The organism is Streptomyces sp. NPDC094034, assembly GCF_040303865.1.
Classification (GTDB): domain Bacteria; phylum Actinomycetota; class Actinomycetes; order Streptomycetales; family Streptomycetaceae; genus Streptomyces.
In genome coordinates this window covers 97,501-110,638 of sequence record NZ_JBEOUD010000023.1, presented here as the reverse complement: position 1 = coordinate 110,638, position 13,138 = coordinate 97,501, and the positions used below count along the sequence as shown (strand labels likewise).

The 13,138-nt window shown below is 70.2% G+C and carries 9 protein-coding genes; 5 read left to right on the top strand and 4 right to left on the bottom strand.

Features of this window, described 5'->3' with window-relative positions; genetic code table 11:
• Nucleotides 1–15 precede the first annotated feature (15 nt).
• The 4 genes from cseB (at nt 16) to ABTZ59_RS21455 (ending at nt 4,094) form a co-directional block, all read left to right on the top strand.
• Nucleotides 16–795 (top strand): two-component system response regulator CseB, encoded by a 780-nt coding sequence (cseB, locus tag ABTZ59_RS21470; RefSeq protein WP_351407909.1) that lies wholly within the window; start codon nt 16–18, stop codon nt 793–795.
• A 1-nt stretch (nt 796) separates the two neighbouring features.
• Nucleotides 797–2,107 (top strand): ATP-binding protein, encoded by a 1,311-nt coding sequence (locus ABTZ59_RS21465; protein ID WP_351407899.1) that lies wholly within the window; start codon nt 797–799, stop codon nt 2,105–2,107.
• Between the two features lie 99 nt (nt 2,108–2,206).
• On the top strand, nt 2,207–3,544 hold the full coding sequence (locus ABTZ59_RS21460; protein ID WP_351407882.1) for a diacylglycerol/lipid kinase family protein: 1,338 nt from the start codon (nt 2,207–2,209) through the stop codon (nt 3,542–3,544).
• Between the two features lie 127 nt (nt 3,545–3,671).
• Nucleotides 3,672–4,094 (top strand): SHOCT domain-containing protein, encoded by a 423-nt coding sequence (locus tag ABTZ59_RS21455; protein ID WP_351407869.1) that lies wholly within the window; start codon nt 3,672–3,674, stop codon nt 4,092–4,094.
• Here ABTZ59_RS21455 and ABTZ59_RS21450 read toward each other — a convergent pair.
• Complete coding sequence (locus ABTZ59_RS21450) at nt 4,021–5,025, bottom strand: SDR family NAD(P)-dependent oxidoreductase (protein WP_351407864.1); 1,005 nt, start codon at nt 5,023–5,025, stop codon at nt 4,021–4,023. The genes ABTZ59_RS21455 and ABTZ59_RS21450 overlap by 74 nt on opposite strands.
• Before the next feature lie 98 nt (nt 5,026–5,123).
• Here ABTZ59_RS21450 and ABTZ59_RS21445 point away from each other — a divergent pair, with 98 nt between their 5' ends.
• Complete coding sequence (locus tag ABTZ59_RS21445; protein WP_351407853.1) at nt 5,124–5,783, top strand: TetR/AcrR family transcriptional regulator; 660 nt, start codon at nt 5,124–5,126, stop codon at nt 5,781–5,783.
• 83 nt (nt 5,784–5,866) lie between these two features.
• On the opposite strand, the gene ABTZ59_RS21440 is transcribed toward ABTZ59_RS21445, so the two are convergent.
• The 3 genes from ABTZ59_RS21440 to gltB form a co-directional block, all read right to left on the bottom strand.
• Nucleotides 5,867–6,610: a vWA domain-containing protein gene (locus ABTZ59_RS21440; protein ID WP_351407843.1), complete on the bottom strand. Its 744-nt coding sequence runs from the start codon at nt 6,608–6,610 to the stop codon at nt 5,867–5,869.
• A gap of 191 nt (nt 6,611–6,801) precedes the next feature.
• A complete protein-coding gene (locus ABTZ59_RS21435; protein ID WP_351407840.1) occupies nt 6,802–8,262 on the bottom strand; it encodes a glutamate synthase subunit beta in 1,461 nt (486 codons plus the stop codon).
• Complete coding sequence (gltB, locus tag ABTZ59_RS21430) at nt 8,255–12,841, bottom strand: glutamate synthase large subunit (RefSeq protein WP_351407833.1); 4,587 nt, start codon at nt 12,839–12,841, stop codon at nt 8,255–8,257. The genes ABTZ59_RS21435 and gltB overlap by 8 nt, the downstream gene beginning before the upstream one ends.
• Between the last annotated feature and the right edge of the window lie 297 nt (nt 12,842–13,138).

The following is a 13,138-nucleotide window of genomic DNA, read 5'->3' as shown; positions in this document are numbered from 1 at the left end:
GTCCGATGGAGAAAGATGTCGGTTCCAGTGGCCGGGGGAACCACCCTGGCGCACGTGGCGATCCTGCTCGTCGAGGACGACGAGGTGATCCGCAGATCACTCACCACCGCACTGGAGCGCTACGGCTACCGCGTCACCTCCGCGAGTGACGGCCTGAGCGGACTCGAAATTTTCCGGGAAGGCCGCCATGACCTGCTGCTGCTGGACGTGATGCTGCCCGCCCTCGACGGCATCGGGCTGTGTCGCCGCATCAGGGAGACGAGCATGAAGCCGATCCTGATGATGTCCGCGCGCGGCGACGCCCTGGACATGGTCGGCGGCCTGGAGGCGGGCGCCGACGACTACGTGGTCAAACCCGTCGACACAGGGGTGCTGGTGGCACGCATCCGCTCGCTGCTGCGGCGGGCCACCTTCAACCCCGCCGACGCCCCGGCAGTGCCGCACAGCCCCCCGACCGAACCGGTGGGCTGTGCGGCGGAGCCGGAGGATTCCGGTCGCCCGGGCGGACGCGTCCCGCTGGTCTTCGGCGAACTGACCATCGACACCGCCGCCCTTGAGGTGTTCCTGGCGGGCGAACCTGTCGCGCTGGCCCCCACCGAGCTGCGGCTCCTGCTGGAGTTCGCGGCGAACCCCGGCGTCGTTCTGGACCGGCACATGCTGCTGCGCAACGTGTGGGACTACGGCTGGGACGGCGACAGCCGCGTGGTCGACCTGTGCGTCCAGCGGCTGCGCAGGAAGATCGGAGCCGAGCGGATCCAGACCGTCCGCGGGTTCGGCTACAAGTTCCGGCGCTGACGTGAATATCCTGCGCGACCTGCTGAACTGGCGTTCGCTGCGCTGGAAGATCGCCGCACTTGTCGCCATGGCCTGCTGCGCCATCGCGCTGACCGTCGGGGTACTGGTCCACCGCAGCACCCTGGCCCGTTCTCTGAACGATGGCAGCGCCAAGGCCGTGACGCAGCTGTCCCGGGACCTGCGGGACCACGAGCGGGACGCCACCCCACCCGACTCCCTCCGGATGTCGCCCGAGCTCATGCCCGTCGAGTTGCTGCGCCGACTCCGTGACCCGCAAGGTCTGAGAGACGGGTATGCCACCTGGTACGACGGTGACGGCCCTGGGGACCACCCGTCGATGTGGGCGGCACAGATGTACCGGGGCAGCCCCGTGGCGGTGGAGGTGGACATGACGCCCGACCTGCTCACCCGGCGTGCCCTGGACCGGCACATGTGGACGTATTCGCTCATCGCGCTGGCCGTCGTCGTACCGCTGTCGGCGCTCGCCGCGGAACTGCCCCACCGCAGGCTGCGCAGGGTGGCGCGGACCGCACGCCGGATCTCGGCAGGTGACCTGACCGCCAGGACAGCGGCCGTCGACGGCAGCGACGAGATCGCCGAGATCTCCGCCACCGTCGATGCGATGGCCGACGGCCTGCTCGGGCGGCTGGTGGCCGAGCAGCACTTCACCGCCGATGTCGCTCACGAACTGCGCACCCCGCTGATGGGTCTGGTCACCGCGAGCGAGCTGCTCCCCGAGGGGGAGGTCACGGAACTGGTCAGGGACCGGGTGGCGGCGCTGCGGACCCTGGTGGAGAACCTGCTGGAGATCTCCCGGCTCGACGCCGGCGCCGAGCGGGCGGAGCTCAGGCCCGTTCCGCTCGCCGAGGTGGTCAGAGAGTCACTGGTCCGCACCGAGCTGCGGACACAACTCACCACGGCCGACGCCCAGTCCGCCGAGACCGACCCACTCAGGCTTGACAGGATCGTCACCAACCTGGTCGTCAACGCCCATCGGCACGGTCGTACGCCCGTCGAGGTCACGGTGGCGGGGACCTGCGTGACGATACGCGACCACGGCCCGGGCTTCCCGCGAGAACTGCTCGCCGACGGGCCCCAACGGTTCCGCACCGGGGCGTCGGAACGCGGCCGGGGCCACGGCCTCGGGCTGACCATCGCGCTCGGCCAGGCAGAGGTCATCGGGGCGGCACTCTCCTTCACCAACGCGCCCGACGGCGGGGCCGTCGCCACGCTTCGTCTCCCGGCGGCCACCGCGGCGAGGCCCAGAACTGAGCCCCTGAGCGTTCAACGCCGAAGGTCCGCCCCCGGGTGAGTCATCATTCGGGCGTCCGCGCCGGCTGATGCGCGTACCGCGCCACGCGTGTCCAATGGAAAGGCGGGGGCGACGGCGTCGGACGGGAGGTTCCCTCGCATGAACAGGCGCTGGGCCGCACGCCTGGCTCTGGTCGCGGGCGCGGGCGCGCTGCTGGTCCCGCTCGTGTTCGCCGGGCTTCGGAGCATCGTGCTGGTGGGTGTGGGGCTGGCCGGTGTGGCCGTCGCGGCGGCCGGTGTGTGGTGGGTTCTCGCGCACAAGGGTGTGATCCGGGTGCTCGCTCTGCTGCTCGCGGTCCTCGCGCCGGTCACCGTCCTCGTGCTCTACGCGCTCGCCGGACTGCTGTGGGTGGTCCTCGTCTCGTTCGCCCTGTGGGCGCTCGCGGTCTCCGTCGGCAGGGCGGCGCTGGTGGAGGACACCGGACGGATGCCCGAACGTCCGGCCGCTCCGCCGGAACACCCTTTCCTGATCATGAATCCGCGCTCCGGTGGCGGAAAGGTGGCGCAGTTCCGCCTGGTGGAACGGGCCAGGGCCCTCGGCGCGGAGGTCGTCGTACTGGATCCGGAGCATCCGGCGGACGTGGCCGAGCTGGCGAGGCGGGCCGTCGACGCCGGCGCCGATCTGCTGGGGGTGGCGGGTGGGGACGGTACGCAGGCACTGGTCGCGGCGGTGGCGGCGGAGCGCGACGTTCCGTTCGTCGTGGTGTCCGCCGGGACCCGCAACCACTTCGCCATGGACCTGGGCCTTGACCGGGAGGACCCGTCGAGGTGCCTGGAGGCGCTCACCGACGGCGTCGAACTCCGTGTCGATCTGGGTTACCTCGGGGTGGCGGCGCCCCAGGAGGACGGCGCGGGACGCGTCTTCGTCAACAACGTCTCGTTCGGCGCGTACGCGGCCGTCGTACAGAGCCCGGCCTATCGCGGGGACAAGGCCCGGACGACGCTTCAGATGCTCCCCGACCTGCTGACGCGCCACAGCGGTCCCCGCCTGACGGTGCACGCCGGTGCCACGACCATCGACAGGCCCCAGGCCGTTCTCGTGAGCAACAACGCCTACCTGATGGGGGACCCCGCGGGCCTGGGGCGCCGGGAGGCGCTGGATTCCGGGGTCCTCGGCGTGCTCGGTGTCACGGTCGACAACGCGGTGCAGGCGGCCCTGCTGCTGCGCGGCAAGCGCGGCCCCGGCCTCACCTCGCTCACCGCCCGGGAGGTCGTCATCGACGCCGACGCGTCCGTCATCCAGGCCGGTGTCGACGGCGAGGCCCTTACCGTGCCCACTCCGGTGCGCTGCCGTATCGAGCCCCGCGCCCTGCGGGTACGGCTGCCGCGCGACCGTCCCGGCGTACCCGGCGCCGGTCCGCCGACGGACTGGCGCCGGGTGCGGGGGCTGGCCCTCACCCTGGGGCGGACCGCGGGGAGACGGGAGAGCGGCCGGTGAGGGCGGTGACGCCCCGCGGCGTTCCCGTGTGGCGTCCGAGTGCGGACGGTGCGACGATCGATGCGAAGATCCCGCACCCCGAAGGTCCTCAAAGACATCCGCGAAACCGCACCGTCAGGAGAGGGTCATGGCAGGAAACGTGAACCTGGCGTACGACTATCCGATCCTCGGCGCGTTCTGGACGGTTTTCCTGGTCGGCCTGGCCGTGCTGTGGTTCTTCCTGCTCTTCCGGGTGATCACCGACATCTTCCGGGACAGCGAAATGAACGGGTGGGTCAAAACCGGCTGGCTGCTGTTCGTGATTCTGCTGCCGTTCCTCGGCGTCCTGATCTACGTCGTCGTCCGCGGCCACGGCATGGGAGAGCGCGAACTGCAAGAGGCGCGGAAGCGGCGAGAGGCGTTCGATTCCTACGTCCGTGAGACAGCCCGCGGCGACGACCAATCGGCGAGGTCCCACGCGGCGGAACTCGCCGAACTCACCGCGATGCACGACAAGGGCGCTCTGTCCGACGAGGAGTTCCAGCGGGCGAAGGCGAAGGTCCTGCACTGACGCTCCCGGCACCGGGGGCCGGGTCCGTGCCGGTCAGGGCGGCGCTCGCCGTCCATAGGCGGCGCGCCGTGTCGCGGTCCGCGAAGTGCTCGCGCACCGGCTCGAACCGTGGCCTTCCGCGCAGACCGAACACGCGGGGGCCGATCAGCCGGCCCCCGCGTACGGCCGGGTCGAGGACGGCCCGGACCGTCGGCCACGCGCCCGCTTCCTTGCCCTGGAGGAGGAGTCCCAGCGGCAGACCGCGCAGCCTCTGGGCCGTGGTGCGCACATGCAGTGGGGCGCGTGACGGTGTCAGGGCGTCCAGGGCGCCGCCGGGGTGGGACACCACGCTGATGGTCGTGCTGTGCGCCGCGCGCAGCCGGCGGTCGAGTTCGAGAGCGAACAGTGTCTGCGCCAGCTTCGAGCGTCCGTACGTGCGCTTGGGCCGGTAGTCGCGCGTGCTCTGGAGGTCGTCGAGGTCCAGCCGTTCGCCTCTGGCGGCGAAGCTGCCCGTGGTGACGACCCGCGCGGCGGGCGCGGCGTGGAGCAGCGGGGCGAGACGCGCGGTCAGGGCGAAGTGCCCCAGGTGGTTGGTGGCGAACATCAGCTCATGCCCGGCGGCGGTCTCGCGGCGCGGCGGATCGTCCAGCAGGACACCGGCGTTGAGGACCACCGCGTCGAGGGTTTCGGTGTCGAGCGCGTACACGCTCCGCTCGATCGAGGCGGGGTCGGCGAGATCCAGCGGTATGTGGCGCACGCGCGCGTCCGGCACGCGCGAGCGGATCGAGGCCGTCGCCGCTTCCCCTTTCGGCGCGCTGCGGCCGGCGATGACGACCGTGGCGCCGGTCGTGGCGAGTTGCTCGGCGACGAAGTAGCCGATCCCCGCGTTTCCGCCGGTGATCAGGAAGGTCCTGCCCTCGGCGCGCGGCAGGCGGTGTACGTCCCAGGTCATGACAGGTCCCCTTCGGAGGGAAGACGTAACGAACGGCGTTCGTCAACGGTGACAGACTGCTCCTGACGAACGGTGTTCGTCAAGCTAGGATGGAGGGCATGCCCGCCCGCCCCCGGACCCGGTCCGCGAAGACGACGCTGAGCCTCGACGCGATCGTGGCCGCCACCCTGGCCCTGGTGGACGAGCTGGGATGCGAGGCGGTGAGCATGCGGCGGGTCTCCCAGGCCGTGCAGACGGGACCCGCCTCGCTGTACGTGTACGTGCCCGACCGTGCCGCGCTGATGGCTCTCGCCCACGACCTGGCCGTGGCGGACGTCCACCTGCCCACCGACTCGGACGGGGACTGGCGCGCCCGGCTCGAACTGCTCGTGGACCGCTCGGTGACCGCGCTGGCGGCCCACAACGACATCGCGACCGTCGGGAGGACGGGCGCCCTGCCCGGCCCGCACAGCCTGCGTATCACCGAGGAGTTGTTGCGGCTGCTGCGTACCGGCGGGATCAGCGACGCCGCCTGCGCCTGGGCGGTGGATCTGATCGGCCAGTACATCGCCTCGTCCGCGCTGGAGGAGGGGGAGAAGGCGGAGCAGGCGCTCACCGGCGGGCTCGACGCGCTCTACCGGTCACTGCCCGCCGAGCGCTACCCCACGATCCGGGCGCTGACGCCGCTGCTGACCAGCGGTGACGGGGCGACGCGCGCCGCGTGGAAGATACGCGTGCTCATCGACGGGCTGCTCGCCCCGCCCCACGGCGACACGTAGTCAAAGGGGGCTCGGGGGCAGCCACGAGCCCGGGAATCCCAGGGGCGCCAGGAGCCCAGGAATCTCAGGGGGCGCCGGGGGGCTCAGGTGACGATGCCCAACTCCCGTGCCCGGCCCAGCCATCGCGGGAACTCCTCGACCAGCCGGTCGTACAGCACGGCGTCCTCGACCTGGCGCGGGTCCTTGCCCGCGTGGAAGAACCCGGCGTTGTCGACGCGCCGTTTTCCGGGGACGGCGAGGTCGTCGAGCTTGCGGAGGAAGTCGAACTGTCTGCTCTCCGGGTCGCCGAAGCCGATGAACTGCCAGAACAGCGGCAGTTCGGCCGCCTTGCAGAGATACCGCTCGGCGGCCGGTTTACTGATCGGGCCGCCGTCCGTCTGGAAGACCACCAGCGCCGGAGCGGTCGACCCGCTGTCCAGGTAGTGGTCGATGACGGTGTCCATCGCCAGGTGGTAGCTGGTCTTGCCCATATGGCCGAGCCCGGCGACGATCGCGTCGATCCGGCCGTGGTGGTTGGCCAGGGAGATGTCCGACTCCGCGTCAATGTCCGTGGAGAACAGGACGACGGGCACGATCCCGTCGTCGTCCAGATGCGCGGAGAGCCCCAACACCCGGTCGGCCAGGGCCTGGACGCTGCCGTCCTTGTAGTACGCCCGCATCGAGCCCGAGTAGTCCAGCACCAGATAGACGGCCGCGCGCTGTCCGCTCAGACCGTTCTTCGTCAGCGAGACCGCCGCGCTCTTGTAGAGGCTGACCAGCGCCGGGGCCGTCTCCTCGACCTTCCGGAGACTGATGGCGGGGCCGGACGCGGCGGGGGCGGTGACCATGCTGGGTCCTCTGTGGTCGACGGGCGGCAAGTCTCGCGATTATGCCAGCCGTTACGCATGCCACGGCGCCTGCCATCGGTCCGGTCGGGGACTGGGGCAGGCGCCGCGTCCTGCGGGAGGCCCGGGAGACGCTCCCCGGGCCAACACCGCCCGTACGCCGTTGTACGGGAGTCTCGGGTGAAGGTGACGTATCAGACCGTCAGCGCACGGTCCGTCGGACGGATCGGGGCCGGCAGATCGCTCGCGCCGGTCAGCATCCGGTCCACACCGCGCGCCGCCGAGCGGCCCTCGGCGATCGCCCACACGATCAGGGACTGGCCACGGCCCGCGTCTCCGGCGACATACACGCCGGGCACATTGGTCGCGAAGTCCGCGTCACGCGCGATGTTGCCGCGCCCGTCGAGCTCCAGACCGAACTGCTCGACCAGGCCGTTCTCCTGGTCGGTGCCGGTGAAGCCCATGGCGAGCGTGACCAGCTGGGCCGGGATCTTCCGCTCCGTACCCGGCTTCTGCTCCAGCTTGCCGTCCTTGAACTCCACCTCGATCAGGTTCAGGCTCTGGACATTGCCGTCCTCGTCGCCCTCGAAGTGGGTGGTGGAGACGGAGTAGACCCGCTCGCCGCCCTCCTCGTGCGCGGAGGTGACCTTGTAGAGCATCGGGAACGTCGGCCACGGCTGGTGCGTGGCGCGCTCCTCGCCCGGCTTCGGCATGATCTCCAGCTGGGTGACGGACAGCGCGCCCTGGCGGTGCGCCGTACCGACGCAGTCCGCGCCGGTGTCGCCGCCGCCGATGACCACGACGTGCTTGCCCTCGGCGGAGATCGGGGAGACCGTCAGGTCGCCCTCCCGCACCTTGTTGGAGAGCGGCAGATACTCCATCGCGAAGTGGATGCCGTTCAGCTCACGCCCCGGGACGGGCAGATCGCGCGAGACGGTGGCGCCCGCGGCGATGACGACGGCGTCGTACCGCTTGCGCAGCTTCGCCGCGTCGATGTCCCGGCCGATCTCGATCTCGGTACGGAACTTGGTGCCCTCCGCGCGCATCTGCTCGATACGGCGGTTGATGTGCGACTTCTCCATCTTGAACTCGGGGATGCCGTACCGCAGCAGTCCGCCGATCCGGTCGGCGCGCTCGTACACCGCGACGGTGTGACCGGCCCGGGTCAGCTGCTGGGCGGCGGCCAGTCCGGCCGGTCCCGAGCCGATGACGGCGACGGTCTTGCCGGAGAGCCGGTCCGGCGGCTGCGGGGTGACATCGCCGTTGTCCCACGCCTTGTCGATGATCGAGACCTCGACGTTCTTGATGGTGACGGCGGGCTGGTTGATCGCGAGGACACACGCCGACTCACAGGGGGCCGGGCAGAGCCGCCCGGTGAACTCCGGGAAGTTGTTTGTGGCGTGCAGCCGCTCGCTCGCGGCCGTCCAGTCCTCGCGGTACGCGTAGTCGTTCCACTCGGGGATCAGATTCCCCAGCGGACAGCCGTTGTGGCAGAACGGGATGCCGCAGTCCATGCAGCGTCCGGCCTGCTTGCTGATGATCGGGAGCAGCGAGCCAGGAACGTAGACCTCGTTCCAGTCCTTGACGCGCTCCTCGGCGGGGCGGGTCCTGGCGACTTCGCGCCCGGTGGTGAGAAAGCCCTTCGGGTCAGCCATTGGTCGCCGCCTCCATCATCTTCTCGGTGGTCTCGGTCTCCGAGAGACCGGCCAGCTCGGCGGCGTCCTTGGCGGCGAGCACTGCCTTGTACGTGGTCGGGATGATCTTGCTGAAGCGGTCCACGGCGGTGTCCCACTCGGCGAGCAGCTTCTCCGCGACGGTGGAACCCGTCTCCTCCTGGTGGCGGCGCACCACATCGTGCAGCCATCCCTTGTCGGTGTCGTCGAGCTGTTCGACGGCGCCCAGGTTTCCGGCGTTGACATTGTCGGCGTCGAGGTCGATGACATACGCGACGCCGCCCGACATACCGGCCGCGAAGTTGCGGCCCGTCTCGCCGAGGACGACGGCGTGGCCACCGGTCATGTACTCGCAGCCGTGGTCGCCCACGCCCTCGGAGACGACGGTGGCGCCGGAGTTGCGGACGCAGAAGCGCTCGCCGGTCCGGCCGCGCAGGAAGAGTTCGCCACCGGTGGCGCCGTAGGCGATGGTGTTGCCCGCGATGGTGGAGTACTCCGCGAGATGGTCGGCGCCGCGGTCGGGCCGTACGACGACCCGGCCGCCGGACAGGCCCTTGCCGACGTAGTCGTTGGCGTCGCCCTCCAGGCGCAGCGTGACACCGCGCGGCAGGAACGCGCCGAAGGACTGGCCGGCGGAGCCGGTGAAGGTGATGTCGATGGTGTCGTCGGGCAGGCCCGCGCCACCGAACTTCCTTGTCACCTGGTTGCCGAGCATGGTGCCGACGGTCCGGTTGATGTTCCGGATGCCGATCTGCGCGCGTACGGGCTGGGCGGCCTCGGCGCTCTCGGCGCTCAGCGCGTCGGCGGCGAGCTTGATCAGCTCGTTGTCGAGCGCCTTCGCCAGGCCGTGGTCCTGGGCGATGACCTGGTGGCGTACGGCGTTCTCGGGCAGCGCGGGCACATGGAAGAGCGGCTTGAGGTCGAGGCCCTGCGCCTTCCAGTGATCCACGGCCCGCTCGGTGTCGAGCAGTTCGGCGTGGCCGACGGCCTCTTCGAGGGTGCGGAAGCCCAGTTCGGCGAGGAGTTCGCGGACCTCTTCCGCGATGAACTGGAAGAAGTTGACGATGTACTCGGCCTTGCCGGAGAACCGCTCGCGCAGCACCGGGTTCTGGGTGGCGATCCCGACCGGGCAGGTGTCCAGATGACAGACGCGCATCATGACGCAGCCGGAGACGACGAGCGGCGCGGTCGCGAAACCGAACTCCTCGGCGCCCAGCAGCGCGGCGATGACCACATCGCGGCCGGTCTTCAGCTGGCCGTCGGTCTGGACGACGATACGGTCGCGCAGGCCGTTGAGCAGCAGGGTCTGCTGGGTCTCGGCGAGACCCAGCTCCCAGGGGCCGCCCGCGTGCTTGAGCGAGGTGAGCGGCGAGGCGCCCGTACCGCCGTCGTGGCCGGAGATCAGTACGACATCGGCGTGCGCCTTGGAGACACCCGCGGCGACGGTGCCGACGCCGACCTCGGAGACCAGCTTCACATGGATGCGGGCCACCGGGTTGGCGTTCTTGAGGTCGTGGATCAGCTGGGCGAGATCCTCGATGGAGTAGATGTCGTGGTGCGGCGGCGGGGAGATCAGACCGACGCCGGGGGTGGAGTGCCGGGTCTTGGCGACCCACGGGTAGACCTTGTGGCCGGGCAGCTGGCCGCCCTCGCCGGGCTTGGCGCCCTGCGCCATCTTGATCTGGATGTCATCGGCGTTGACCAGGTATTCGCTGGTGACACCGAAGCGGCCGGAGGCGACCTGCTTGATGGAGGAGCGGCGGGCCGGGTCGTAGAGCCGGTCCGCGTCCTCGCCGCCCTCACCGGTGTTGGACTTGCCGCCGAGCTGGTTCATCGCGATGGCGAGGGTTTCGTGCGCCTCGCGGGAGATCGAGCCGTACGACATGGCGCCGGTGGAGAAGCGCTTGACGATCTCGGAGGCGGGCTCGACCTCGTCCAGCGGGACCGGCGTGCGGTCGGAGGCGAAGTTGAACAGGCCGCGCAGCGTCATCAGCCGCTCGGACTGCTCGTTCACCCGGCTCGTGTACTGCTTGAAGATGTCGTAGCTGCGGGAGCGCGTGGCGTGCTGGAGCCGGAAGACGGTCTCCGGGTCGAAGAGGTGCGGCTCGCCCTCGCGGCGCCACTGGTACTCGCCGCCGATCTCCAGCTTGCGGTGGCTCGCGGAGATCCCGGAGGCCGGGTAGCCCTTGGCATGCCGGGCGGCGACCTCCTCGGCCACGACATCGAGACCGGCGCCGCCGATCTTGGTGGCGGTGCCGTTGAAGTACTTGTCGACGAAGGACTGGTCCAGGCCGACGGCCTCGAAGACCTGCGCGCCCCGGTAGGAGGCGACGGTGGAGATGCCCATCTTGGACATCACCTTCAGGACGCCCTTGCCGAGCGCGTGGATCAGATTCCTGATCGCCCGCTCGGGCGCCAGGCCCTCGATGAACGTACCGGCGCGGACCAGGTCCTCGACGGACTCCATGGCGAGATACGGGTTGACGGCGGCGGCGCCGTAGCCGATGAGCAGCGCGACATGGTGCACCTCGCGGACATCGCCGGCCTCGACCAGCAGCCCGACCTGGGTGCGCTGCTTGGTGCGGATGAGGTGGTGGTGCACGGCGGCGGTCAGCAGCAGCGAGGGGATCGGGGCGTGCTCGGCGTCGGAGTGCCGGTCGGAGAGCACGATGATCCGGGCGCCGCTCTCGATCGCGGCGTCCGTCTCGGCGCAGATCTCGTCGATGCGGGTGGCGAGGGCATCACCGCCGCCACCGACCCGGTAGAGACCGGAGAGCGTGGCGGCCTTCATGCCGGGCATGTCGCCGTCGGCGTTTATGTGGACGAGCTTGGCCAGCTCGTCGTTGTCGATCACCGGAAAGGGGAGGGTGACGCTGCGGCAGGACGCGGCGGCCGGCTCCAGCAGATTGCCCTGGGGGCCGAGCGAGGAGCGCAGCGAGGTGACCAGCTCCTCGCGGATGGCGTCCAGCGGCGGGTTGGTGACCTGCGCGAAGAGCTGGGTGAAGTAGTCGAAGAGGAGTCGCGGCCGGGCGGAGAGCGCGGCGATCGGCGAGTCCGTGCCCATGGAGCCGATCGGCTCGGCGCCGGCCCGTGCCATGGGCGCGAGCAGGACGCGCAGCTCCTCCTCGGTGTAGCCGAAGGTCTGCTGGCGGCGGGTGACGGAGGCGTGCGTGTGCACGATGTGCTCGCGCTCGGGCAGGTCCGACAGCTCGATCTCGCCGCTCTCCAGCCACTCCTGGTAGGGCTGCTCGGCGGCGAGGGACGCCTTGATCTCGTCGTCCTCGATGATGCGGTGCTCGGCGGTGTCGACGAGGAACATCCGGCCGGGCTGGAGGCGGCCCTTGCGGACGACCTTGGCCGGGTCGATGTCCAGGACGCCGACCTCGGAGGAGAGGACGACAAGTCCCTCGTCGGTCACCCAGTAACGGCCCGGACGCAGTCCGTTGCGGTCGAGGACGGCGCCGACCTGCGTGCCGTCGGTGAAGGTGACACAGGCGGGGCCGTCCCAGGGCTCCATCATCGTGGCGTGGAACTGGTAGAAGGCGCGCCGGGCCGGGTCCATGGAGTCGTGGTTCTCCCACGCCTCGGGGACCATCATCAGCACGGAGTGCGGCAGCGACCGGCCGCCGAGGTGGATCAGCTCAAGGACCTCGTCGAACGACGCGGAGTCGGAGGCGTCGGGCGTACAGACGGGGAAGATCCGCTCAAGCGCCTCGCCGCCGAAGAGGTCGGACGCGAGCTGGGACTCACGGGCACGCATCCAGTTGCGGTTGCCCTTGACCGTGTTGATCTCGCCGTTGTGCGCGACGAAGCGGTACGGGTGGGCGAGCGGCCAGCTCGGGAAGGTGTTGGTGGAGAACCGTGAGTGGACCAGCGCGATCGCGGTCGCGAAACGGCGGTCGGAGAGGTCCGGGAAGAACGGTTCGAGCTGCCCGGTGGTGAGCATGCCCTTGTAGACGATGGTCCGGGCGGAGAGGGACGGGAAGTAGACGCCGGCCTCGCGCTCGGCGCGCTTGCGCAGCAGGAACGCCTTGCGGTCCAGGGCGATGCCCGTGCTCGTACCTCCCCCGGGTCCCGTCCGGGAGGTGTCCTCGGCGATGAACAGCTGGCGGAAGGCCGGCATGGTCGAGCGGGCGGTGGCGCCGAGCAGCTCGGGCGCTACGGGCACCTCGCGCCAGCCGAGGACGTTCAGGCCCTCCTCGGCGGCGATCGTCTCGATGCGTGAGACGGCGTCCATGGCGTCGTCGGCGGGCAGGAAGCCGATGCCGACGGCGTACGAGCCGGCCTCGGGCAGCTCGAAACCGGCGACCTCGCGGAGGAAGGCGTCCGGGACCTGGAGGAGGATTCCCGCGCCGTCGCCGGAGTCGGGCTCCGAGCCGGTGGCGCCGCGATGTTCGAGATTGCGCAGTACGGTCAGCGCCTGCTCCACCAGCGCGTGGCTGGCTACACCAGTGAGGGTGGCCACGAACCCGACACCACAGGCGTCGTGCTCGTTACGGGGGTCGTACATCCCCTGGGGGGCGGGGCGACCATCCATGGGCGACCAGGCGTCGAAACGCATTGGCTCTCCCGTCGTCGTCGTGGCATATGCGAGTACCGAGGGACGACGTTGGCCCTCCAAGAAATTTCGTGCAGGTTACATGATGGGCAGCTTCTCGGGTAGCGGATAGCTTGTTCCAGCATGTGGACACCGCTCATAGCGGTGAAGGGGGGCGCAGACGGACAGATCGTCGTCCGGTCGGCTGAGACGGAGCAGGCTTCGTTGCCCGCGGCGCCTACGGCTCATGCCCGGTGATTACCGACTCGAAACCGCTGGGTAACGGCTGCTGGTATGGCGCTGGCAAAGTGTCGCATCCCG